General features: G+C 66.0%; 22 protein-coding genes and 2 tRNA genes. 13 read left to right on the top strand and 11 right to left on the bottom strand.

Going from position 1 to position 24201, the window contains the following annotated elements; translation table 11 throughout:
- Window positions 1–119: 119 nt before the first annotated feature.
- Complete coding sequence (locus tag ACT54L_RS17715; protein WP_476086961.1) at window positions 120–830, bottom strand: type 1 glutamine amidotransferase; 711 nt, start codon at window positions 828–830, stop codon at window positions 120–122.
- A gap of 300 nt (window positions 831–1130) precedes the next feature.
- On the opposite strand from ACT54L_RS17715, the gene rpsD reads away from it, so the two are divergent.
- On the top strand, window positions 1131–1748 hold the full coding sequence (gene rpsD, locus ACT54L_RS17710; protein WP_476086960.1) for a 30S ribosomal protein S4: 618 nt from the start codon (window positions 1131–1133) through the stop codon (window positions 1746–1748).
- 137 nt (window positions 1749–1885) lie between these two features.
- On the opposite strand, the gene ACT54L_RS17705 is transcribed toward rpsD, so the two are convergent.
- The 3 genes from ACT54L_RS17705 to ACT54L_RS17695 form a co-directional block, all read right to left on the bottom strand.
- Window positions 1886–2590, bottom strand: a complete 705-nt coding sequence (locus ACT54L_RS17705) for an MgtC/SapB family protein (RefSeq protein WP_476086959.1) — start codon at window positions 2588–2590, stop codon at window positions 1886–1888.
- A gap of 113 nt (window positions 2591–2703) precedes the next feature.
- Window positions 2704–3159 carry an SH3 domain-containing protein gene (locus ACT54L_RS17700; RefSeq protein ID WP_476086958.1) on the bottom strand — a complete coding sequence of 152 codons (456 nt, stop codon included), beginning with the start codon at window positions 3157–3159 and terminating at the stop codon, window positions 2704–2706.
- A 98-nt stretch (window positions 3160–3257) separates the two neighbouring features.
- On the bottom strand, window positions 3258–3581 hold the full coding sequence (locus ACT54L_RS17695; RefSeq protein WP_476086957.1) for a DUF1476 domain-containing protein: 324 nt from the start codon (window positions 3579–3581) through the stop codon (window positions 3258–3260).
- A 427-nt stretch (window positions 3582–4008) separates the two neighbouring features.
- Between ACT54L_RS17695 and purC the strand changes: the two genes are divergently transcribed.
- From purC to grxD, 7 genes are all read left to right on the top strand, one after another.
- Window positions 4009–4803, top strand: coding sequence for a phosphoribosylaminoimidazolesuccinocarboxamide synthase (gene purC / locus ACT54L_RS17690; RefSeq protein WP_476086956.1), 795 nt, complete (start codon window positions 4009–4011; stop codon window positions 4801–4803).
- 261 nt (window positions 4804–5064) lie between these two features.
- Window positions 5065–5307, top strand: coding sequence for a phosphoribosylformylglycinamidine synthase subunit PurS (gene purS / locus ACT54L_RS17685; RefSeq protein ID WP_476086955.1), 243 nt, complete (start codon window positions 5065–5067; stop codon window positions 5305–5307).
- Between the two features lie 93 nt (window positions 5308–5400).
- Window positions 5401–6099 (top strand): phosphoribosylformylglycinamidine synthase subunit PurQ, encoded by a 699-nt coding sequence (gene purQ, locus ACT54L_RS17680; RefSeq protein WP_476086954.1) that lies wholly within the window; start codon window positions 5401–5403, stop codon window positions 6097–6099.
- 157 nt (window positions 6100–6256) lie between these two features.
- Window positions 6257–8464, top strand: a complete 2208-nt coding sequence (gene purL / locus ACT54L_RS17675) for a phosphoribosylformylglycinamidine synthase subunit PurL (protein WP_476087011.1) — start codon at window positions 6257–6259, stop codon at window positions 8462–8464.
- 30 nt (window positions 8465–8494) lie between these two features.
- Window positions 8495–8728: a BolA family protein gene (locus ACT54L_RS17670; protein WP_274777215.1), complete on the top strand. Its 234-nt coding sequence runs from the start codon at window positions 8495–8497 to the stop codon at window positions 8726–8728.
- A gap of 106 nt (window positions 8729–8834) precedes the next feature.
- Window positions 8835–9500, top strand: coding sequence for a phosphatase PAP2 family protein (locus ACT54L_RS17665; protein WP_476086953.1), 666 nt, complete (start codon window positions 8835–8837; stop codon window positions 9498–9500).
- A gap of 114 nt (window positions 9501–9614) precedes the next feature.
- A complete protein-coding gene (grxD, locus tag ACT54L_RS17660; protein WP_476086952.1) occupies window positions 9615–9953 on the top strand; it encodes a Grx4 family monothiol glutaredoxin in 339 nt (112 codons plus the stop codon).
- 80 nt (window positions 9954–10033) lie between these two features.
- On the opposite strand, the gene purB is transcribed toward grxD, so the two are convergent.
- From purB to ACT54L_RS17630, 6 genes are all read right to left on the bottom strand, one after another.
- The gene (gene purB, locus ACT54L_RS17655; RefSeq protein WP_476086951.1) at window positions 10034–11341 is read right to left on the bottom strand and encodes an adenylosuccinate lyase; all 1308 of its coding nucleotides are present in this window, start codon (window positions 11339–11341) and stop codon (window positions 10034–10036) included.
- A gap of 119 nt (window positions 11342–11460) precedes the next feature.
- Window positions 11461–12432 carry a hypothetical protein gene (locus ACT54L_RS17650; protein ID WP_476086950.1) on the bottom strand — a complete coding sequence of 324 codons (972 nt, stop codon included), beginning with the start codon at window positions 12430–12432 and terminating at the stop codon, window positions 11461–11463.
- A gap of 286 nt (window positions 12433–12718) precedes the next feature.
- The gene (locus ACT54L_RS17645; protein WP_476086949.1) at window positions 12719–12964 is read right to left on the bottom strand and encodes a hypothetical protein; all 246 of its coding nucleotides are present in this window, start codon (window positions 12962–12964) and stop codon (window positions 12719–12721) included.
- Between the two features lie 267 nt (window positions 12965–13231).
- Window positions 13232–13306, bottom strand: a tRNA-Asn gene (locus tag ACT54L_RS17640).
- 134 nt (window positions 13307–13440) lie between these two features.
- On the bottom strand, window positions 13441–15273 hold the full coding sequence (locus ACT54L_RS17635) for an ABC transporter ATP-binding protein (protein WP_476086948.1): 1833 nt from the start codon (window positions 15271–15273) through the stop codon (window positions 13441–13443).
- A gap of 178 nt (window positions 15274–15451) precedes the next feature.
- Window positions 15452–15525, bottom strand: a tRNA-Cys gene (locus tag ACT54L_RS17630).
- A gap of 364 nt (window positions 15526–15889) precedes the next feature.
- On the opposite strand from ACT54L_RS17630, the gene ACT54L_RS17625 reads away from it, so the two are divergent.
- The 5 genes from ACT54L_RS17625 (at window position 15890) to ACT54L_RS17605 (ending at window position 22592) form a co-directional block, all read left to right on the top strand.
- Window positions 15890–16453 carry a hypothetical protein gene (locus tag ACT54L_RS17625; protein ID WP_476086947.1) on the top strand — a complete coding sequence of 188 codons (564 nt, stop codon included), beginning with the start codon at window positions 15890–15892 and terminating at the stop codon, window positions 16451–16453.
- Window positions 16454–16580: 127 nt separating this feature from the next.
- Window positions 16581–17252, top strand: a complete 672-nt coding sequence (locus ACT54L_RS17620) for a protein-L-isoaspartate O-methyltransferase family protein (RefSeq protein ID WP_476086946.1) — start codon at window positions 16581–16583, stop codon at window positions 17250–17252.
- 164 nt (window positions 17253–17416) lie between these two features.
- A complete protein-coding gene (locus ACT54L_RS17615) occupies window positions 17417–18811 on the top strand; it encodes a TolC family outer membrane protein (protein WP_476086945.1) in 1395 nt (464 codons plus the stop codon).
- A gap of 265 nt (window positions 18812–19076) precedes the next feature.
- The gene (locus tag ACT54L_RS17610) at window positions 19077–19682 is read left to right on the top strand and encodes a DUF2497 domain-containing protein (protein ID WP_476086944.1); all 606 of its coding nucleotides are present in this window, start codon (window positions 19077–19079) and stop codon (window positions 19680–19682) included.
- A gap of 126 nt (window positions 19683–19808) precedes the next feature.
- A complete protein-coding gene (locus ACT54L_RS17605; protein ID WP_476086943.1) occupies window positions 19809–22592 on the top strand; it encodes a valine--tRNA ligase in 2784 nt (927 codons plus the stop codon).
- Window positions 22593–22664: 72 nt separating this feature from the next.
- Here the strand turns inward: ACT54L_RS17605 and chrA are convergent, their stop codons facing one another.
- A complete protein-coding gene (gene chrA / locus ACT54L_RS17600; protein ID WP_476086942.1) occupies window positions 22665–23849 on the bottom strand; it encodes a chromate efflux transporter in 1185 nt (394 codons plus the stop codon).
- Window positions 23850–24201: the final 352 nt, after the last annotated feature.

The following is a 24201-nucleotide window of genomic DNA, read 5'->3' as shown; positions in this document are numbered from 1 at the left end:
ATCCGCAGGGAAGACCCGGTCTGGTGCTGTGTTGGGGCCTGCCTTGCCATCACGTGACTAGTTACGATTTGACCGCGTCCAAAAGTTGCAAGGCTGCAACCGCTGGGCAGGTCGAGACGCTATTTAAGAATACCCGTAAAATTTCTGTAGAGTTGGGCGGCGGTGGCGCGGAAGCCGTCCATGTTGTCTGCCACCGCCGATTCCAGGCGCTCCTGCCCGCCGGGGCCGGTGATGGATTCAAGGGCGCAGCGATATTCTGGAATGGCACCCCAGTCGCTCACCGTCGTGTCGATCAGTTCCACATGATACTGGATGCCGAACGCGCGCGGCCCGATCTGCAGCGCCTGGATCGGGCAGTGGCCGTTGTGGGCGAGGATGCGTGCGCCCTCCGGCGGCCGCAGCACTGCGGCCCCATGCCATTGCAGGGTCGGGAAGGCGGGCGCGAAGTCCGTGAAGAGGGGGGACGCCACCCCTTCCGTCGTCAGGGAGACCTGGCACACCCCCACCTCCGGCTCCGTCATCTTGCCCACCGTGCCGCCCAGCGCATCGGCGAGCAATTGGTGGCCGAGACAAATGCCCAGGAACGGACGGCCGGCGGTGACCCAGGCGCGGATCACTTTCTTCTCGGTGGCAAGCCACGGGTGGATGTCCTCCTCCCACACATCCATGGGCCCTCCCAGTACCAGCAGTGCGTCATAGCCGGACACATCGGGGATGGTCTCGCCTTCATCCAGCTCCACCGCGTCCCAGGTGAAGCCGTCGGCCCGCATGAAGTCGCGCAAGCTGCCGGGATGCTCTGAGGAGGCGTGTTGGAACACCAGGAACTTCATGGGCGCTCTCCAGTCCGACGCGGGTGTCTCATAGGGATTATATTATAGAGAAATAAATTTGCCCCTTATGCAAGTCGCGCAGATCGAATCCCGGGGAAACCCGCATGCACATTGACAAGTGATGTGCGCGCGCATAGAAGCCCTCTCCTCGCTGGCCGATCCGTCGACCGGCGGGTTAGACGTTTGGACTTTGCACCCGTGGACATTCCGGCGGCTCGCCGGGAGGACCTGTCGGCGGCCGGATGGCCGCAGAGGAGGGGCGCGATCCAATCCTTAAGAACGCAAAAGGATCCGCGTTACATGAGCAAGCGCATTGCGGCGAAGCACAAAATCGATCGCCGTATGGGTGAGAATATCTGGGGCCGCCCCAAGAGCCCCGTCAATCGCCGTGAGTACGGTCCCGGCCAGCACGGCCAGCGCCGCAAGGGCAAGCTGTCCGACTTCGGCGTGCAGCTGCGCGCCAAGCAGAAGCTCAAGGGCTATTACGGCTCCATCGGCGAGAAGCAGTTCCACGCCATCTATGTGGAAGCTGGCCGCATGAAGGGCGACACCGGCGCCAACCTGATCGGCCTGCTCGAGAGCCGTCTCGACGCGGTGGTCTATCGCGCCAAGTTCGTCCCCACCGTGTTCGCCGCCCGCCAGTTCGTGAGCCATGGCCACGTGAAGGTGAACGGCCGCCGCGTGAACATCCCCTCCTACCAGGTGAAGGTGGGGGATGTGGTCGAGGTGAAGGACGCCTCCAAGCAGCTGGCTATCGTGCTCGAGGCCCAGCAGCTGGCCGAGCGTGACATTCCCGATTATCTGGAACTGGACGCCAACAAGCTGGCCGTGACCTTCGTGCGCGTGCCCGAGCTGAACGAGGTGCCCTATCCGGTTCAGATGGAACCGAACCTGGTGGTCGAGTTCTACTCCCGCTGATGTCTTCCGGTTCTGCCGGTTGACCGAAAAGCCCGCCCTCCGGCGGGCTTTTTTGTGCCCGCTGTTCGGCGCGGCCCCTAGCGGGGCTTGCCTGCATCTCAGGGGGTCGACGAAACCTGACGCCCTCTAGAAGCTTTCTAGTGGTTGCCGATCTCCCATTCCACGCGCTCCACGCCGGCCGTCTGCGCGAACAGCTGGACGAAATCGGGGGCAAGGAGGGCGGTCTGGGGTGGGCACCACAGCTCGAACCGGAACTCTCGTGCGCCGGTGGCGGTGTCGAGATTGGCGGACACCCGCCGCACCTGCAGGTCCGCATTCGCCAACGCGGCGCGCAGCCAGGCTTCGCCAGGGGCATGGGGGGCGAGCTTGAGCAGCAGGCGCCCTTCCTTTTGATGGCGGATGCGGCCTTCAAAGAGCTTCATGCCCCACAAGGTTGCCACGGCCAGCGCCAAGGCGGTGCCGCCAAGCGCAAATTGCCCGGCGCCGAAGCACAGGCCCATCACTGTGACGTACCAAAGGGTGGCGGCGGTGGTCACGCCGAGCACCAGGCCGTCGGCCCGCCGGATGATGGCTCCGGCGCCGATGAAGCCCATGCCGGTGAGAATGCCGAGCGGCAAGCGCATGGCATCCAGCTGGACGTAGGAGGTGGGCGCCTTGCCGGTCACCGGCACCAGCAGCGCGGCGCTCAGCATGGCGATGCAGGCGGCAAGGCCCACCAGGATATTGGTGCGCAGACCTGCGGCCCGTTCGCGCGATTCCCGGTCAAGCCCGATGAGCGCGCCGGCCGCGAATGTGCAGCCAAGGCGCAGCGCTATGTCCGTCCAGTCCGTCGCAATGAGCATTCACGCCACCTCAAAGGGCGATCGTGCTCTCCGCTTTCAGGCTGCAATATCAGCCCATTGCGGGGAGTGTCTCACCTGTCGTGGAAGGTGCGTGGCGATCGCCTGCGGTGACGCTACCACGACCAGACGCCGACTCCGAAATAGGGACCGGGCGCGGGCGGCGGGCCATAGAAGCGCGGTGGGGGCGGATAAAACAGGACCGGCGGGGGTGGTGCATAGACCAGGGGCGCAACGGGCGGGGCCACCACAATGGGGGGCGCCACGGGCGCCGCGGGGACGGCCTGCACCACAATGGGCGGTCCGCCCACATAGGGCGGCGGCCCGTCAAATCCCAGATAGCCGGCGGACACATAGGCCGGTCGCGTCCAGCCGATGGCGCACCAGGCCGGCGTGCAACTGAGCACTTCCACGGTGATGCCCCGCGACAGGGTGCCGATCACCGCATAATTGGTCCCGGGCCCGGAGCGGACATTCACGGCGCTCAGCGCCACGGCCGGGGCGGCGAACGCGCTGCCGGTGGTCACAAGCAGGAGCGCGCCTGCTGCAAAAATGCGGAAAGGATTCGCCATCGACCTCAGCTCCTAGACGGACCCAGCAAGGCCCGATCAAGCCTGCCCGGGGCTTGCATGTGGATGCCAGCCCCGGCGGGTGAGGACGAATCGCCGGCTCAGCCTTCCGCGCGGACGGCGTGGACGGCCTGGGTCAGCAGCTCGTCCATGTTGCGCCGGATCTGGTGGTCGGACACCTCGACGCCCTTGGCATCGAAGTCGGCGCGCAGCTTGCGGAACACGTCTTCGTCGCCCTGTTCTGCAAGGTCGGCCACCACCACTTCCTTGGCATAGGCCTGCGCTTCATCCTCGGTCAGCCCGAGCTTCTCGGCTGCCCAAAGGCCCAGCATCTTGTTGCGGCGAGCGAGTGCCCGGAAGCGGATCGCCTCATCGAGGGCGTAGGCCGCTTCAAACCCTTCTTCCCGCTTGTCGAACGTGGTCATGGCTGCCCTCATCGTGACGGATCGTTATGGTGACGTGTCGAACGGTGACGTGTCGTGTGGGATCGCGCGGCGCGCCGGGCGCGTCGCGGATCGTGCCCTTGAATATAGGCGCACTTCCCCTAGATCAACGGAGAGCGAGATGTCACATTCTGCCGCCGTCCCGCCCGGCAGCAGATTTAGTTGGCCGGAAGGTTCCGATACGGAAGGTTGGGGCGCCGCGGCCTGGTATGGGCCAGGCGGGGCCGGCGTGCGGCGTGGGATAACCTGCGCCAGGGAAGCATGGCCGCCCTGCTTCAGGTTCAAGAGAGTGCGCGTTGTAACCGGGGCGCCGATGAGCTAGTGTCCCAGCGGGTGTTCCGTGCGCTGCAAAACAGTCATGACAATGCCCCGCCGAGGAGCGTCACCCGAACGGAGCCTTGGCAAACCCATGGATTTCCTCAATCGACGGTATACACCCATGAGCCGCCGCCGCCGAATCTACGAAGGCAAGGCGAAGGTCCTCTATGAAGGCCCCGAGCCGGGAACCCTCATCCAGCATTTCAAGGATGATGCGACCGCCTTCAACAACAAGAAGCACGATGTCATCGACGGCAAGGGCGTGCTCAACAACCGCATCTCGGAATACATCTTCTCGCGGCTGAACGACATTGGAGTGCCCACGCACTTCATTCGCCGCCTGAATATGCGGGAGCAGCTCATCCGCGAGGTGGAGATCATCCCCCTCGAGATCGTGGTGCGCAATGTGGCGGCAGGGTCCCTGTCCACCCGCCTGGGGATCGAGGAGGGCACCGCGCTCCCCCGCTCCATCATCGAGTTTTATTACAAGAACGACGCGCTCAATGACCCGTTGGTGTCGGAAGAGCACATCACGGCGTTCGGCTGGGCCAACACCCAGGAAATCGACGACATCATCGCGCTCGCGATCCGCGTCAACGACTTCCTGTCCGGCCTGTTCCTGGGCGTGGGCATCCGTCTTGTGGACTTCAAGATGGAATGCGGGCGCCTGTGGGAAAACGACATGATGCGCATCGTCGTCGCCGACGAGATCAGCCCGGATTCCTGCCGGCTGTGGGACATCAAGTCGGCCGACAAGCTCGACAAGGACCGGTTCCGCCGCGACATGGGCGGGCTGGTGGAGGCCTATTCCGAAGTGGCGCGCCGTCTCGGTATTCTGATCGAGAGCGAGCCCAACCAGGGCAAGGGTCCCATCCTTGTGAAGTGAGTCCCGCGCCGCCGGTCCCGGCGGATGCGAAACGCTGGAGAATTCGGATGGGACCGGCGATGCCCGATCCCGTCCGATTTCGCTTCTGGCCTGCAACGCCTAGAGCGCGATCCGACCAGATGAAACCGCACTGCGGCTCCATCTGGTCGGTGAATCGCCCTCTAACTTTTTGAATAGAGATGGCTTTGTCCTCGCATTGAGGCGCTTGAGCGCTTCCATGCGAGGGGAGCCGGCTCTAAGACCTGCAAAGAGTGGTTCTTCATGAAGGCGCGCGTCATCGTCACGCTCAAGTCCGCGGTTCTCGACCCCCAGGGCAAGGCCATTGAGGGCGCGCTGCGTTCCCTCGGTGTCTCCGGGGTGCAGAGTGTCCGCCAGGGCAAGGTTTTCGACGTGGAGCTGGCTGGCAACAACAAGGCGGACGCCGAAGGCGTGCTCAAGGAAGCCTGCGACAAGCTTCTCGCCAACACGGTGATCGAGACCTATCGGGTCGAGTTCGCCGAGTAATCCCGCGTTGGAGGCCGTGCCGCCGCCGGCGCAAGCCTGGTGGTGGTCACGTCCAAAGTCGCGACAGGCTCTGACCCTTACGCATCGACACCCATGAGATCAGCCGTCATCCTCTTTCCCGGCACCAATCGTGAGCGCGACGTGGCGCGGGCCTTGAAGCTCGTGTCCGCCTCCCGCGTCGACGTGGTGTGGCACGCCGAGCACGAACTGCCCGAGGGCACGGACCTGGTGGTCCTGCCGGGCGGGTTCTCCTATGGCGATTATCTGCGCTGCGGGGCCATTGCCGCGCGCGCCAACATCATGAACGCCGTGCGCGCCCATGCGGAGCGCGGCGGTCTGGTGCTGGGCATCTGCAACGGCTTCCAGATCCTGTGCGAGGCGGGCATCCTGCCCGGCGTGCTGGTGCGCAATGCGAAGCTGCGCTTCGTCTGCCGCGAAGTTTTGCTGCGGGTGGAGCGCGCCGATACCCCGTTCACGCGGGCCTATCGCAAGGGTGAGCTGATCCGCGTGCCGGTCGCCCATGGCGAGGGCAATTACACTGCCGACGAGGCGACCATCCGCGAGCTGGAGCATGAAGGCCGCGTGGCCTTCCGCTATGCCCGCCACGATGGTCGCATCGACGAGCAGGACGGCCCCAACGGCGCCATCAACGGCATTGCCGGCATCTATTCCGAAAAGCACAACGTGCTGGGCATGATGCCGCACCCGGAAAACTATATCGAGGAACAGATCGGCCCCACCGACGGCGCCGGGCTGTTCGAAAGCATCGCGGCCTCGCTGAAGGCCGCCTGAGGGACGGGCGGCCGCCGCGGCGCGGCCGGGCCTCCTTGAGAAGGTTGCGACGGAGGGCGGACATGGCGCACGGAACGGGGCTCGCAGCCTCTGCGCCTGTCGGTCGGCTCCGTGCAGGCGGGCGCGCGCCATCGGATTGGAACGGACCAAAGTGAACCTGATCCCGAACACACCGAAGATCACGCCGGAGCTGGTGGCCGAGCACGGCCTCAAGCCGGACGAATATGAGCGCTTCGTGGAGCTGATCGGACGCGAGCCGAGCCTCACCGAGCTCGGCATCGTCTCGGCCATGTGGAACGAGCACTGCTCCTACAAGTCCTCCAAGGTCTGGCTGCGGACGCTGCCCACCAAGGGCCCGCGCGTGATCCAGGGGCCGGGCGAGAATGCCGGCGTGGTGGACATTGGCGACGGGCAGGCCGTGGTCTTCAAGATGGAGAGCCACAACCACCCCTCCTTCATCGAGCCCTATCAGGGCGCGGCGACCGGGGTCGGCGGCATCCTGCGCGACGTCTTCACCATGGGCGCGCGCCCCATCGCCGCGCTCAATGCCCTGCGCTTCGGCGACTGCCATCACCCCCGCACCCGGCACCTGATCGCCGGCGTGGTGGCGGGCATTGGCGGCTACGGCAATTCCTTCGGCGTGCCCACGGTGGGCGGCGCGGTGGGCTTTTCCGACCGCTATAACGGCAACATCCTCGTCAACGCCATGGCGGTCGGCCTCGCCAAGACCAACGAGATCTTCTATGCGGCGGCCAGCGGCGTCGGCCGTGCCATCGTTTATCTCGGCTCCAAGACCGGCCGCGACGGCATTCACGGGGCGACAATGGCCTCGGCCGAGTTCGGCGCCGATGCGGAGGAGAAGCGCCCGACCGTGCAGGTGGGCGACCCCTTCGCCGAGAAGCTGCTGCTGGAAGCCTGCCTTGAAATCATGAAGGCCGGCTGCGTGGTGGCCATCCAGGACATGGGCGCGGCGGGCCTGACCTGCTCGGCCGTGGAGATGGGCGCCAAGGGCGACCTGGGCGTCGAGCTCAATCTGGACGCGGTGCCGTGTCGTGAAGAAGGCATGACCGCCTATGAGATGATGCTGTCCGAGAGCCAGGAGCGCATGCTCATGGTGCTGGCGCCCGGCCGCGAGGCCGAAGCGGAGGCCATCTTCCGCAAATGGGGCCTGGACTTCGCCATCATCGGCCACACCACCGATACGCTGCGCTTCGTGGTGAAGCACAAGGGCGTGGTGGAAGCCGACCTGCCCATCAAGGAACTGGGCGACGAGGCGCCGGAATATTACCGGCCCCACGCCGACCCCACCCCCCGCCCGGTCATCAAGCCCGACCAGGTGCCGGACACGGTGCCGCTGGCGGACGCCATCGAACAGCTCATCGGCTCGCCGGACCTGTGCTCCAAGCGCTGGATCTGGGAGCAGTATGACCACCTCATTCTCGGCAACACCGTGGAGAAGCCCGGCGGCGACGCCGCCGTGGTGCGGGTGGAGGACGGGCCCAAGGGCCTGGCGCTGACCACCGACGTGACGCCGCGCTATTGCGAGGCCGACCCCTTCGAGGGCGGCAAGCAGGCGGTGGCCGAGGCCTGGCGCAACCTGACCGCGGTCGGCGCCGACCCCATTGCGGTGACCGACAATCTGAATTTCGGCAACCCCGAGAAGCCCGACATCATGGGTCAGTTCGTGGGCTGCGTGAAAGGCATCGGCGCGGCCTGCGAGGCGTTGGACTTCCCCGTCGTCTCCGGCAATGTGAGCCTTTATAACGAGACCCACGGCCGGGCCATCCTGCCCACCCCCACCATTGGCGGCGTGGGCCTCATCCCCGACCTCGCCAAGACCATGACGCTGGCCTTCAAGAATGCCGGCGAGGCCATCTATGTGGTTGGCAAGACAGAGGGCTGGCTCGGTGCCTCCGTCTTCCTCGACATCGTCCATGACCGGGAGGAGGGCGCGCCGCCCCCGGTGGATCTGGTGGCCGAGAAGCGCAATGGCGACTTCGTCCGTCAGATCATCCGCGAGGAGATGGTGACGGCGGTCCATGACGTGTCCGACGGCGGCCTTCTGGTGGCCATCGCCGAGATGGCCATGGCCGGCGAGATGGGCGCCTCTCTGGACAAGCCCGGGCACGTTCCCGCCCACGCCTTCTGGTTCGGCGAGGATCAGGCCCGCTACGTGATCGTGGCCGCCCATGGCGAAGGGCCGGAGCTGGTGCGCCGGGCCGAGGCGGCCGGCGTCCCCCTGGTCAAGATCGGCAAGACCGGTGGGGATCGCTTGATCCTTCCGGGCGAGCGCCAGATATTCGTGGAGACGCTGCGGGATCGTCACGAGACCTGGCTGCCCATCTATATGGGCGCCAGCGCCTGAGCGAGACCGCCCAACCGACAGGATCGCACCATGCCCATGGCTCCCGCTGACATTGAGCAGCTCATCAAGTCCGCCCTGCCGGATGCCCAGGTCACCATTGAGGACCTGGCGGGGGACGGCGACCATTATGCCGCGACCATCGTGTCGGAAGCCTTCCGCGGCAAGAGCCGGGTGCAGCAGCACCAGATGGTCTATGCCGCGCTCCAGGGCAACATGGGCGGTGTGCTTCATGCCCTCGCGCTGAAGACCTCCGCCCCGGCCTGAACGCCACCGGACACACGGCTTTATCTGGAAGGAGCGCCGCGCAATCGGCGCTCCTTCTTTTTTGTCGGTGTCCGTGCTACCGCCCGTGAAAAGCGAGGGCGTGGCCATGGCGCATCGGGACGAGTCCAGGGATCTGTTGACGCGGCCGGCGGCCTGGGCGGTGGCGGGGGCTGCCTGCGTGGTGCTGGTCACCTGCGGCTACATGTTCCTGGATCAGCCGCTCAGCCGCTTCGCCTATGGGGTGATCGGTCGGCACGACCTGGTCCACGCCTTCCAGACCTATCCGCAATATCTGGCCCACCTGTCGGTGGTGCTGATCGTGGTGTTCGGCCTCGTGCGCCTGTTCCGGGGGCGCTTGGGGCATGTCTCGCTCACGGCCTTTACGGCAGGGCTTTCCCTGGTGTGCACGTCAGCCATCGGCAATGAGCTGAAATATGTGTTCAGCCGCGCTTGGCCAGAGACCTTCGTGCGCAACAATCCCTCCTTCATCCAGGATGGTGTCTACGGCTTCTTCTGGTTTCATGGCGGGGCAGGGTGGGCCTCCTTCCCCTCCGGCCACACCTTTGCTGCCATGTCCTTCCTGATGGTGCCGGCCATCGCCTATCCGAGGCTGCGCGTGGCCTGTGGACTTCTGGTGCTCCTGGAGGCACTGGCCCTGTGGGCCCAGAACTATCACTTCTTTTCGGACATCGTGGCCGGCGCCTTCCTGGGCGGCGCGGTCGCCCTGGTGACGGCGCGGCTCACCGGGCTGGACGGGCGCGAGAGCGCTTGATTTTGCCGTCGCCCGGGAGAGTAATATTTCGTCCGGCCCGTCTTGCGCGCAGGGCGGTGGAGACCGATCTTTAACATTTGATGGCACTGCCACTCAGACATTTGGATTGAAGTCATGAGCATTCGCGAATTCATCGACCGTGAGGTCAAGGCCAACGACGTGGTGGTGTTCATGAAGGGCACGCCGCAATTCCCCATGTGCGGCTTCTCGGGCCAAGTGGTGCAGATCCTGAACCATGTGGGCGTGCCGTTCAAAGGCTACAATGTCCTCGACTCCGACGAGCTGCGCCAGGGCATCAAGGACTATACGAACTGGCCGACCATTCCCCAGATCTTCGTGAAAGGCGAGTTCGTGGGCGGCTGCGACATCCTGCGGGAGATGTTCCAGACCGGCGAGCTGATCCCCATGTTCGAGGAGAAGGGCGTCGCCGTGCAGGATCGCGCCATCGGCTGATGGACGCCTGTCGGCATTGAAACGCGAACGGGGCGCCCGAAGGGGCGCCCCGTTTTGCTTTGGCGAGAGCGATCCGCCCGTCAGGCGTGGCCGAACACCCGCTTGAAGATGGTATCGGCGTGCTTGAGGTGGTAGCCGAGGTCGAACTTCTCGTTGATGTCGTCCTCCGACAGATAGCGGCGCACGTCGGCGTCGTTCAGCAGGAAGGTGCGGAAGTCGCCCTCGCCGCGCCACACGCGCATGGCGTTGCGCTGGACGAGGCGATAGCTGTCCTCGCGGCTGGCGCCCTTCTGGGTGAGGGCCAGCAGCACCCGCTGGGAGTGGATGAGGCCTCCCAGCTTGTCCATGTTCTTCTGCATGTTGTCGGTGTGGACCACCAGCTTGTCCACCACGCCCGCCAGGCGCACCAGGGCGAAGTCCAGGGTCACGGTGGCGTCGGGGCCGATCATGCGCTCCACGGAGGAGTGGGAGATGTCCCGCTCGTGCCACAGCGCCACATTCTCCAGCGCAGGCGTCACATAGGCGCGCACCATGCGGGCAAGGCCGGTGAGATTTTCGGTGAGCACCGGATTGCGCTTGTGCGGCATGGCCGAGGACCCCTTCTGGCCCTCGGAGAAATATTCCTCCGCCTCCAGCACCTCGGTGCGCTGGAGATGGCGGATCTCGGTGGCCAGGCGCTCCACGGAGGAGGCGACCACGCCCAGCACGGCGAAGAACATGGCGTGCCGGTCGCGCGGGATGACCTGGGTGGACACGGTCTCCACCGTCAGGCCCATCTTGGCGGCCACATGCTCTTCCACACGGGGATCCACATGGGCGAACGTGCCGACCGCGCCGGAAATGGCGCAAGTCGCCACTTCCGCCTTGGCGGCCACCAGGCGGGCGCGGGCGCGCTGGAATTCCGCATGGGCGATGGCCAGCTTGATGCCGAAGGTGGTGGGTTCGGCATGGATGCCGTGGGAGCGGCCCACGGTGGGGGTGAGCTTGTGCTCGAAGGCACGGCGCTCCAGGGCGGCCAGCACCTTGTCCACGTCGGCGATCAGCAGGTCGGAGGCACGGGCGAGCTGCACCGCGAGGCAGGTGTCCAGCACGTCGGAGGAGGTCATGCCCTGGTGCACGAAACGCGCCTCGGGGCCGACGATCTCGGACAGGTGGGTCAGGAAGGCGATGACGTCGTGCTTCACCTCGCGCTCGATCTCATCGATGCGCGCCACATTGAACTGGGCGTCCTTGCCCATCTCCCAGACGCGGGCGGCGGCTTCCTTGGGAACGATGCCCAGCTCGGCCATGGCGTCGGCCGCATGGGCCTCGATCTCGAACCAGATGCGGAAGCGGCTCTCGGGAGACCAGATGTCGGCCATTTCGGCGCGGCTATAGCGGGGGATCATCGCTGCGTTCGTCCAGGTTTCGTGCGGTTTGCTGTTCTTTGCAGCGCTCTACCAGATGACGGGCGGCAAAGACAGCATGCGCGGGCATCGGTCCCCGGCGCGGAACGCATGCACGCCGCTCAAGGCCGGGGATCGCCCGGCGCCAGACGACGGGCCAGAGGCCGCAGCAGGAAGGGCAGGAGATAGATGGGAAACTGGGCCACAGCGATATAGAGCCAGGTGCTCTGCGGCAGGACCGCACCGGTGGCCGCGATCATCAGCGACATGTTGCGATGCCCGGCGGCGAAGCCGAGCATGAGATTCTGGCCGCGCCCCGCCCACCGGAAAAGCAGCAGCGTGCTTGAAATGGCCCCGGCCGAGATCAGGCAGGTGAGCCCCGCCATGCCCAGCACCAGCCAGGGATCGGCCAGGAAGCGCGCCGTGAGGCCGTCCATCAGCCCCATGGCCAGGATGAGCAGAAGGATGACGTTGAGCCCGTCCAGCGGGTCCCGCAGGCGCGCGATGCGGGGTGGGCCGAGCCACCAGCGCAGGCCGAACCCGGCAAGACCGGTGCCCGCCAGCACCAAGGCAAGCCGCAGTGCCAGCGCCACGCCGTCCAGGGCCAGGGCGCCGTCGGTGAAGGCCCACACCACCACGGGAGCGGTGAGGGGAGTGACCATCATGGACAGAACCATCACGGCAAGGCTCACCGTGGCATCGATGCCCAGCAGCACCGCGAAGGCGGGCGTCGACATGATGGGCGGCGCCGCCGCCTGCATCACCAGCGCCAGCATCAGCCCATTGTCCTGCGGGGGATAGATGCGGCTCACCAGATAGCCGAAAGCCGCCGGCAGGATGCCCATGATCCAGACCAGCGCGGCGAGCAGAACCCCGGCCCTTTGCTGGGCCCGCAGACCGGAGGCGTCCGTGCGCATGAAGGAGAGCGCCAGCAGCACGAAGATGCAGGGCAGAATCACGGGCTTCGCCAGCGCCGCCAGGCCTGGCAGCGCGAGGCCCACAAAGACGCTGGCCGCCACCGCGCGCGCGCCTTGCCGGCCGATCACGGCCAGGGGGCGCGACAAGACGGACAGGAGGAACGGCGGGGCGGACATGACGGGCACAGCCTGGGCGGCCGGCACGGACCAGGCGCACGCGCCTGCCGGTGCTCGGTGCGGGGGAGGTGAGGGCGCCCGATGGGGCGCCTCAATCGAGGGACAGGACCGGGGGCAGACGGGGCGTCGTCAAACGGGACGCTCGCCAGCCCGGGGAGGCAAGAGGTCCGCTAGTTTTGCCCTTGGGGCGATCTGAGCGCAACGTCGCCTTCCGCGCGGCAGCGCCGTCAGCCATGCGGCAAAAGGGCGGCCCGGCGGCTCCCGCGCGGCCTGGGCGGCGATGCGGTCAGGAATGGCTGCAGCGCTTGGCGATCTTCTTCAGGCGCCTGGCGGCGCGCTCCAGGTCTTCAGGGGCATGGGTGAGGGCGGCATGCATCACAGCCGCGGTGGCACGCTCAATGCGGCCTGACGACTTCACCCGGCCGGCGGCCAGGCACAGGAAGTGCACCGCATCGTCCAGGGTCACCACGGCGGCGCCTCGCTCCTCCAGGGGAATCGGCCGGGGAAGGGGCAGATTCATCTGCAGGGCCATGGTGTCACCTCGCCACTGGAAAAGAAGGGGGCTCCCGTCACATCGCGCCGGGGCCGCGCCTGTTCCCAAGAGGCCGGTCCTTTTCGCTCCGTGACACCCTGTCCGGCCAAAGCCGCCGTCAGGGACCAAAGGATGCGCCCGGATCCTTTCGGAAAGCTTGCGTCGGGTGGGCAGGGCCAGAAACGAAATATCCTCCAGGCGCAGGGCGCACTGGAGGATATTCGGGAGAGGCAGAAGCCGGCCTTTCGACCAGGCTTCTCCTCGTGTTGGCTCCCCGGGCCGGATTCGAACCAGCGACCAACCGGTTAACAGCCGGTTGCTCTACCGCTGAGCTACCGGGGATCAGGCGCTCCGTCAGCGAGGCGCGCCATATAGCAACCGCCTGGGCCCTTGTGAAGTGTCTCGGCGGCGGAAAACGGCGAAGCCTGTGGGTAACGCTGCGCCAAATGTGCCGATTTGACAGAAGTTACAATGGCTTAGGCGGAAAGAAGCGCCGGCTCTCCATTTTCCGTCTGGCCGGCCCCATTGGCCTCGTGGGCGAACTGCATCTGGTAGAAGGTGTAATAGCGACCGCGCTTGGCGATGAGTTCCTCGTGCCGGCCGCTTTCCACCACGCGGCCGCCTTCCACCACGCAGATCTTGTCGGCGCGCACCACCGTTTGGAGACGGTGGGCGATGACAATGGTGGTACGGGCGCTCTGGAGCGTCAGCAGGGCCTTCTGGACCTCATATTCCGACTCGCTGTCCAGCGCCGCCGTGGCCTCGTCCAGCAGCAGGATGGGCGCATTCTTGAGGAAGGCCCGGCTGATGGCGATGCGCTGGCGCTGGCCGCCCGACAATTGGGCGCCATGCTCGCCCACCTGGGTGTCGTAGCCGCTCTCGAAGCCCATGATGAAGTCATGGGCATTGGCGGCCTTGGCGGCGGCGACAATCTCCTCTTCCGTGGCGCCCGGGCGGCCGAAGGCGATGTTCTCGCGCACGGTGCCCGAGAACAGATAGACGTCCTGGCTGACCAGCGCAGAGGCGGCCCGCACCGAGCTGCGGGTATAGGCGGTCACGTCATGGCCATCGATCCGCACCGCACCTTCCGTCGGGCTGTAGAAGCGCTCGATGAGGGCGATGATGGTGGACTTGCCGCCGCCGGAGGCGCCCACCAAGGCGGTGGTTTGGCCGGGCTCGGCCACCAGATCGACGCCGCGCAGGACCGGCTCGCCCTTGCGATACTCGAAATGCACGTCCTCAAAGGTGATGCGGCCGGGGCCGGCCGGCAAAGCCGGCTTGTCCGCCGGCTCATTCTCCGGCGAATCGCCGTCCAGCAGCTCGAACAGCATGTTGGCACCGACCATCATGCCGGCGAGATCCACATGGAAGCGCGACAGCCGCTTGGCGGGCTCATAGGCCAGCAGCAGGGCGGTCAGGACCGAGAAGAATTCGCCCGGAGTCTTGCCCAGCACCACCACGTTATAGCCGGCATAGAGAATCACGCCGGCGATGGCGAAGCCGCCGAGGGTCTCCATCAGCGGGCTCGACTTGGCCTGGGTCTTGGCCAGGTTGTTGGAGGCGCGCTCCACATCGTCGATGAAGGTGTGCACGCGGCCGCGCATGATCGGCTCAAGCGTATAGGCCTTCACCGTCTTCACGCCCTGGATAAACTCGATGTTGATGGAGTTGAGCTTCACGGCGCTGGTGAATTCGCGCTTGAAGATCTGCTTGGCCTTGCGAATCAGCTTGCGGGTACCGAGCACCGCCGCCGGCATCACGATGAGCGCGATCAGGGCGAGGAAGGGGTCCTGCAGGATCGCCACGGCGCCTAGCGCGATCAGCGAGAGGAAGTCACGGCCGATGGAGGTAATCACCAGATTCAGCGCATCACGGGCCGAGGCGGCACCCATGGTGAAGCGCATGGTGATGTCGGCGGTGTGGTGCTGCGCGTAATAGCTGACCTCCTTGCCGAGCAGGCGGTCGAAGATGCGCTTCTGGTTGTCGGCCACGATCCGGTTGCCCACTCGCGCCATGGCGACGTTCTGGGCATAGGCCGAGACGCCCTTGGTCATGGACAGGAACATCATGATGAGGGCAACCGCCCAGATGGCCTCGGCCGTCGGATTGACGAAGATGGAGTCAACCGCGCCCTTCATGAGGTAGGCCATGCCGCCGGTGGCGGCGGCCATCAGGCCCATGAAGGTAAAGGCGACCGCGTACCCCTTCCAGTGCTTGGTCCCGTCCGACAGGAACAGGCGGTAGACGACGCGCATGCTTTCGTCTTTGAGGACGCGCGCGCGCAGGCGCTCGAGAACGGAAGAGATCATCGGTTTCTCCGGGCACGCCACAGGCCGTGCCTCACAATCATCCGCCCGTGTGGCGGTCCTTCGCAACATGCGGTGGTGCGGGCCTGGAACGTCGCTCGATGCGCACGGTAGCGGCGAGAGTTGCGTCGCGGCACTCGGGTCACCAGATCGCCAGCGGCCGCAGGATTTGGCGGCCGAATGGAGGCCACGCCCGGAATCGAACCGGGGTGCACGGATTTGCAGTCCGCTGCGTAACCACTCCGCCACGTGGCCCCAACACCGGGCTAACTAAAGCACCGGAGAGGCGGGGGCAAGGGGGCTGCGCAGATGGTCACAAGATTGGCGCCTTCCTGGAGGCGAGGGTGGCGGCCGGAAAGGGCGGGCTGCGCAGGCCCGCCCGAGGGCGTTTGGCCCACCTGGTCAAGCTCCCGTCTGCCCATGGTTCACCCGGCCACGGCTGGGTTCGCCACGGCCCCCGCGCGCGTCTTTGGACCGGGAGGCGGTGACAATTTTTGCCCTCAAGCGACAGGGCCCGCCGCATTTTGCGCCATCGCCTTGCGGTCGTCATCAAGCTGGGTCTAGGCAGGTGCACCGTCCGGGGGGTCGCCTCCCGGGCGTCAATCAGGAGAGACAGCCCATGAAACTGCGAAACCTCTTCCTGGCCGGTGCCCTCATGCTGGCGCCGACCCTGGCTTATGCTGCCGATCCGATCCTGGCCGTCGGCTTCGTGGTCAAGAGCTCCATTGATGCCAAGGTTTCCGCCGTGGACGCCAAGGCTCGCACCATCACCCTGGTGGGCCCCAAGGGCAACTCGCTGGTGCTGCAGCCGGGCCCGGAAATGCAGAACTTCGACCAGGTAAAGGTGGGTGATGCGGTCGCCGCCGCAGTTGAGGTGACGACCGAGATCACCGTCGTCGGCGCGAAGGACAGCACCCCCACCCCGGCGGACCTGCAGACCCTGGATACCGCGCCGAAGGGCGCCAAGCCGGGCTTTATCGTCACCGACCGCCGCGTCTTCGCCGCCACCATTACCGCCATCGCAGCCGATACCCGCACCGTCACCCTGACGGGTCCGGCCGGCAACTCGATGGACGTGAAGGTTCCCGACGACCTGGACGGCTTCAAGAAGCTCAGCGTGGGCGACAATGTGATCTTCCGTCAGCTGATGATCGCCGGCGTCGGCGATCTCGGCAAGAAGTGAGCGCTGGTCGGCGCGGTCTGCCGAAAGGGCAGGGCGCGCCGGCCCCTTTCTCCCGCTTGCAAAAGGCGGTGTGGTGTGGCTCATCAGGGGTCAGTGATGCCGTCAGGGTGACGGTCGGAGGGCTGAGATGATCGATTTTGCCGAACTGCGTCGGGGAATGGTCGACGGGCAGGTCCGCACCAACGACGTGACGGACCTTCGGATCGTCGACGCGATGATGAGCATTCCGCGGGAGCGATTCGTCCCCGCTCACCTGAAGTCCCTGGCCTATATTGACGACGATCTCCAGGTGCGCAGTGCCAAGGATGGCGCCGCCGCGCGCTACCTGATCGAGCCCATGGTGCTGGCCAAGCTGGTGCAACTGGCGGATGTTCAGGATGACGAGCTCGTGCTGGATGTGGGGCCGGCCACGGGCTATTCCTCGGCGGTGCTCGCAAGGCTCAGCGGGCAGGTGGTCGCGCTCGACGACGACGCGGAATTTGTCGCCGCCGCCAATGCCACGCTGACCGATCTCGCCCTTGCCAATGTGGCGGCGGTGCAGGGCTCGCTGACGGCGGGATGGGCGGCCGAAGCCCCCTATGACCTCATTTTCCTGAACGGCGCCATTGAAGTCGTGCCGCCGGCCCTGGTGGCGCAGATCAAGGATGGCGGGCGGCTCGTCTGCGTGGTGGGTCATGGCGGCGCTGGCCGTGCGGCCGTGTTCACCAAGGTGGGTGGCGCCCTGAGCGAGCGGGTGGCTTTCAACGCCGCAATCCCGCCTCTGCCGGGCTTTGCCGCCCCGCCGCGCTTCACCTTCTGAGCCTGCGCCGGCTCACCTGTGGCGCATCTGCCGCGCTTGGTGGAAAAGCGCATGGGGATCGAACCGATCGGTTTCCTCTGGTGAGGCACCTGTCTATGTTCTTCCCGTGCGCTTCCCTCGCGAGAGGGTAGAAAAGTACGTCTGCGTCCCTCGGGGAGATTTATATGTCGCTTGCGGCACGAGTGAGCCGACGCATTTATCTGCTGGCCTCAGTCACCGCTGTGACGGTTGCTGCCTTCAGCTCCAATGTGTCAGCGCAATCTTTGGATGCAGCACTTGCAGCGGCATACATCAACAATCCCAGCCTGAACTCGCAGCGCGCGGGAACCCGCGCCGTGGACGAGAACGTGCCCCAGGCGCTGTCGGGCTACCGGCCGACGGTGAACGGCAATATCAGCGTCGGCGGGCAGTATGCGCGGAACAACCAGCAGGGGGCGGTCTATGACGGCACCCTCATTCCGCGGCAGTACAGCCTCACCATGACCCAGACCATCTTCAATGGCCTGTTGACTGCGAACACGACGCGCAAGGCCGAGTCGCAGGTGAAGGGGTCGCGCGAGACCCTGCGCAATACCGAGCAGACGGTGATGCTCAACGCCGTCACCGCCTACATGAACGTGATTCTTGGCAATGCGCTCCTGGAACTGCAGCAGCAGAACCTTGCTGCCTTGCAGCAGGAGTTGAGGGCCACCCGCGACCGCTTCAACGTGGGTGAGGTGACCCGCACCGACGTGGCCCAGGCGGAAGCCCGGGTCGCCCAGGCGCAGTATTCGGTCGCTCAGGCCGTGGCGAATCTGAGCTCCTACAAGGCGACGTACCGGCAGGTGATCGGCGTCGAGCCGGGCAAGCTGAACTCGCCCGGCAGCACCATTGAACGCAAGATCCCCGCGTCCGTGGATGGCGTCATGTCGGTGGCCACCAAGGACCACCCGGCGGTGCTGGCCTCGCAATATGCGGTGGATGCGGCCAATTTCCAGGTTCGCATGGCCGAGTCGAACCTGGCGCCGACCTTGAGCCTGCAGGGCTCTCTCAGCCAGAGCTATGACCAGAGCGCCACGGTCGACAGCACGTCCGCCGCCGCTGTGACGCTCAATCTGACGGTTCCGATCTATCAGGGCGGCTCCGAATATTCGGCGATCCGGCAGGCGAAGGAATATCTGAGCCAGGCGCGCATCGAAGTGGATGTGAACCGCGACGCGGTGCGCACCAATGCGGTCCAGTATTGGGGCGCCCTGGTGGCTGCGAAGGCCCAGATCGAATCCGCCCAGGCCCAGGTGGCGGCGAACACGCTGGCCCTGGAAGGCGTGCGCGAAGAATGGCGCGTCGGGCAGCGCACCACGACTGACGTGCTGAACGCACAGACCGACCTGACCAACTCCAAGTCGGCGCTGGTGCAGGCGCAGCGGGACCGCGTGGTGGCCGCCTATTCGCTGATCTCTGTGATCGGCAAGCTGGACGCCGTCAATCTCGGCCTTAAGGTGCCCGTCTACAATCCGAAGGTGCACTACGATCAGGTGCGCGACAGCTGGATTGGCCTGCGGACGCCGGACGGCAAGTAAGTCGGTCCCCACGCACGCTTTCCGGGCCTGTTTTCAAGCCTTTCCCCAGGATCCGGCGACCGCGTGTCGGCGGATCCTCCTTGCTGTTTAGCATGTCTGTGAATGGCGCCCCGCGAGGGGTTTGCGCGCCGCCCGGTCAATGCCATAGTTAAGGAAGGGTAAGTATTTGGCGTCCAACGGTTCCGCGTCGCAGGATGCGCCGGCATGGTTCGCCTTTGGACGGGGTCGGGAAATGTCCGCAAGCGCGAAGCCTCAAGAGCCGTCCATGGACGAGATCCTGGCCTCTATCCGACGCATCATCTCCGATGACCATTCCATCGCGAGGAAGGCGGCAGGCTCCCTGCCGGCCCGGGCGCGCGCACCCGTAGTGGAGCCGGTCGTGGCTCCAAACGATGCGGTGATCTCGACCGGGCATGAGGATGCGGAAGAGGTATCCTCCCTGTCTGACCTTTCCGAAGAAGACGTTGTGGTCGCCCCTCCGGCGCAGAGCGAGGCCCAAGACATGTCTGACTTTTCCTTTTCGCCCTCCGCTCAGCCCCAGCCCGCCCCGCGCCGGTCCGACCTGCGGGACGGGATGACGGCCCGTCCCGCGACGCCGCGCCAGAGCGAGGCGGACCCGGTCTCGGCGCGTCCCTTTGCGGATAGCCCGCGCCGGAAGGAACTTCTGTCTCCCGCCGTCGACGCGGCCGTGACGGCCGCCTTCGAGTCGCTGGGCGACCTGGTCCTGCCCACCCATGAGCGCACGGTGGAGGATCTCGTGAAGGAGATCCTGCGGCCCATGCTGAAGTCCTGGCTGGACGAGAACCTGCCCCAGATCGTGGAGCGTCTGGTCCGCCAGGAGATCGAGCGGATTTCGCGCAACGCGCGCTGATCCCTTTTTCCTTTATTCCGAACCTGTTTGACGGCGGCCCGTTGACGACGGAGCCGCCGTCCGGCTTTAACGCGCCCCTGACATAAATCTTCAAGGGCCGCGCGCAGCCCTCCGGGGAGCACACGCATGCTGGACAAGATCTTCGATCCCGCCGCCGTCGAGGCGCGCATCTCCACGGCCTGGGAAGAGGCCGGGGCCTTTCGCTGCTCCCGCCCCGAGCGCAAGGACGCGCCCGGCTTCTCCATCGTCATTCCCCCGCCCAACGTCACCGGTTCGCTCCATATGGGGCACGCGCTGAACAACACGCTCCAGGACGTCCTGGCGCGGTTCGAGCGCATGCGCGGCAAGGATGTGCTCTGGCAGCCGGGCATGGACCATGCCGGCATCGCCACCCAGATGGTGGTGGAACGCCAGCTCATGGAGCGCAAGGAGCCAGGCCGGCGCGACATGGGTCGCGCCGCCTTCGTGGAGCGGGTGTGGGCCTGGAAGGAAGAATCGGGCGGCACCATCGTCAACCAGCTGAAGCGCCTCGGCGCCTCCTGCGACTGGTCGCGCGAACGCTTCACCATGGACGAGGGGCTGTCCCGCGCTGTGCTGAAGGTGTTCGTGGAGCTGCACCGGGCTGGGCTGATCTATAAGGACAAGCGGCTGGTCAATTGGGACCCCAAGCTGCTGACCGCCATCTCCGACCTCGAAGTCCAGCCCACCGAGATCAAGGGCAACCTCTGGCATCTGCGTTATCCGGTGGAGGGCGAGCCGGGCCGCTTCATCGTGGTTGCCACCACCCGCCCCGAGACCATGCTGGGTGATACGGCGGTGGCCGTTCATCCCGAGGACGAGCGCTACAAGGACCTGGTGGGCAAGCATGTGGTGCTGCCGCTGGTGGGCCGGCGCATTCCCATCGTCGCCGACGAATATTCCGACCCTGAAAAGGGCTCGGGCGCGGTGAAGATCACCCCCGCGCATGATTTCAACGACTTCGAGGTGGGCCGTCGGCATCGCCTGCCCATGATCAATGTGCTCGACGCGGAAGCCCGCATCGATCCCACGGGGATTCGCGAAGACTATCTCGCCCGCCGCGAGGCCTATGTGGACGATCCCGATTTCGGTGGCGTCCTCGGGCTGCTGGCGGGCACGGATCGCTTTGCCGCCCGCAAGCAGATCATCGAGCTGCTGACCAATCTGGAGCTCATGGAGACCATCGAGCCCCACACCCACATGGTGCCCCATGGCGACCGCTCGGGCGTGGTGATCGAGCCCTGGCTCACCGACCAGTGGTATGTGGATGCCAAGACCCTGGCCCAGCCGGCGCTCGCCGCCGTGCGGGAGGGGCGCACCAATTTCGTGCCCAAGAATTGGGAGAAGACCTATTTCGAGTGGCTGGAGAACATCCAGCCCTGGTGCGTCTCGCGGCAATTGTGGTGGGGCCACCAGATCCCGGCCTGGTACGACCCCTTCGGCAATGTCTTCGTGGAGCTGGACGAGGATCAGGCCTTCGAGGCCGCCATCGCCCACAATGTGGCGAAGGAAAACCTCACCCCCGACGAGGCCCAGGCCCTTATCGACGATGCCGACAAGCGCGCGGAATTCCTGACCCGCGACGAGGATGTGCTCGACACCTGGTTCTCGTCCGCCCTTTGGCCCTTCTCCACCATGGGCTGGCCGGACGAGACGCCGGAGCTGGCCAAGTTCTATCCCACGTCGGTGCTGGTGACGGGCTTTGACATCATCTTCTTCTGGGTCGCCCGGATGATGATGTTCAGCCTTCACTTCATGCCCGACGTGCCGTTCCACGACGTCTACATCCACGCCCTCGTCCGCGACGAGAAGGGCGCCAAGATGTCGAAGTCCAAGGGCAACGTCATCAACCCGCTGGACCTCATCGACCAGTATGGCGCCGACGCCCTGCGCTTTACGCTCGCCGCCATGGCCGCCCAGGGGCGCGACATCAAGCTCGCCACCTCGCGCGTGGAAGGCTACCGGAACTTCGCCACCAAGCTCTGGAACGCCGTGCGCTTTGCCCAGATGAATGGCTGCGAGCGCGTGGCCGGCTTCGACCCCGCCGCGGTGGACGGCACGCTCGCCCGCTGGATCATCGGCGAGGCGGCCCGCGCAACCAGCGAGGTGACCGCCGCCATCGAAGCCTATCGCTTCAATGATGCGGCCGGCGCGGTCTATCGCTTCCTGTGGAACGTGTTCTGCGACTGGCACCTGGAACTGGCAAAGCCCGTTCTCTCGGGGCCCGACGGGGCCGCTAAGGACGAGGTGCGCGCCGCCACCGCCTTCGTTCTCGATGTGGCCCTGAAGCTGCTGCACCCCTTCATGCCCTTCCTCACCGAGGAATTGTGGGCGCGGACGGGCGAGCAGGGCCCGGCCCGCGAGGGGCTGCTTGTTCTGGCGTCCTGGCCGGACACGGCCGGCCTTGAGGCGCCTGATGCGGAGGCCGAGGTGGGCTGGGTGGTCGATCTCGTCACCGAGATTCGCTCCGTGCGCGCCGAGATGAACGTGCCGGCGGGCGCGCAGATCCCGCTCGTGCTGGTGAATGCGTCGGACGAGACGAAGGCCCGCGCCAAGGGCTGGGAAGACGCGCTGCGGCGCCTCGCGCGCCTCTCCGAGGTGACGGTGTCCGACACCATGCCCACGGAAGCGGTGCAGATGGTGGTGCGCGGGGAAGTGGCGGCGCTGCCGCTGGCCGGCATCGTCGACCTGTCCGCCGAGCTCGCACGGCTGCGCAAGGAAGAGGGCAAGCTCGACCAGGAAGTCGCCCGCATCGATGGCAAGCTCTCCAATGCCTCCTTCGTCGCCCGCGCGCCGGAAGAGGTGGTGGAAGCCGAGCGGGAGAAGCGGGAGGAATATCTCGCCCGCAAGGCCAAGGTGCAGGCGGCCATCTCTCAATTGTCCAACGGCTGACAGCTCGCCGAACCGGGACAGACCCCATCCAGGCCGCGGAGCGATCCGCGGCCTTTTTCATGCCCGTCAGGCTCAGGCCAGAAGGACGCCCGCGCCGGCCAGCAGCACCACCACGCTCCAAGGCGGTGCGCGCCAGAGGGTCAGAGCCAGGAAGCCGGCCGCCGCCATCAGGAAGTCGAGGCCCGTGCCGATGGCCGAGGTCCAGACCGGATCATAGAAGGCGGCGGCGAGCACCCCCACCACCGCCGCGCCCGCCCCGCGCATGGCGGCCTGGGCGAGGGGACGCTTGCGCAAGGCATCCCAGAAGGGCAGGGCGCCATAAACCAGCAGAAGCCCGGGCAGGAATATGGCGAGGGTGGCCAGGAGTGCACCCGCCACGCCGTTGGGCGGCATCTGAGCCACCGCGCCCAGATAGGCGGCGAATGTGAAGAGCGGGCCTGGCACCGCCTGGGCGAGGCCGTAGCCCGCCAGGAAGTCGCCGGCGCTCACCCAGCCCGGTTGCACCACGGCGGCCTGGAGCAGGGGCAGCACCACATGTCCGCCGCCGAAAACCAGGGCGCCGGAGCGGTAGAAGGCCTCGAAGAAGGACAGGAGATGGCCACCGGCGGACGCCAGCACGGGCAGCAGCACCAGCAGGCCGGCTGCCGCCCCCAGAACGATGGCGCCCGTGCGCCGCGAAATGGGGACATGAATGTGGCCCACCGGCGTCGCCGCCACGCCCCGGCACAAGGCAAGCCCCGCCGCCGCGCCCACCACGATGGACAAGGTCTGCCCCAAAATGCCCACCCCCAGCGTCGTCAGGGCAAGGCCGGCCAGGGCAATGCCCGCTCGCGTGCTGTCCGGCGCCAAGGTGCGCGCCATGCCCCAGAGCGCCTGGGCCACCACGGCCACCGCCACCAGCTTCAAGCCATGGATGACGCCCCCCAGGGCCGGACCGTCCAGCGCTCCCATGCCGAGGCCGCAGATGAGCAGGGCCAGTGCGGAGGGCAGGGTAAAGGCAATGAAGGCGGCAAGCCCGCCTGCAAGCCCCCCGGCGCGCATGACACCGAGCGCGAACCCCACCTGGCTGGAGGCCGGGCCGGGCAGGAACTGGCACAGCGCCACCAGATCCGCATAGTCGGCCTCCGACAGCCAATGGCGACGGACGACGAAAGTCTCGCGGAAATATCCAAGGTGCGCGACCGGGCCGCCGAAAGATGTGAGCCCAAGTGCAAAGAAGGCGCGGAATACCTCGGCGAAAGAACCATTTGGGGTCATGCAGGTTTCCTGGAAGGAAGGACGGCGCCTGTTCAAGTCACGCGGGCCGATGATGCATTACTGGGCATTTACCATATTGGGGCTGAGGATCCCAAGTAACAGGCATCCTCCAGTAGCACATCGATGTGTCAAGGAAGACACACTGTTGCTCTTTCAGAAATGAAGACGCCCCTCCCCCTAGGAAGCGCCACGATCCCGCCTCAAAACATAATGAAACCGATGGTGGTGTGCTGGAGCGCGGACCCGGACCGGGGTCCACAGAGCACAAAGAGGTAATGCTGGATGGGTTGGAGCGGGACCATACCGGGCGGAGGGCCGGAAATCCGGGCGATGCGTCGCCCCGGAGATTCCA

Source organism: Aquabacter sp. DMC10, from assembly GCF_056314145.1.
This window is presented reverse-complemented; position numbering and strand designations above follow the sequence as displayed.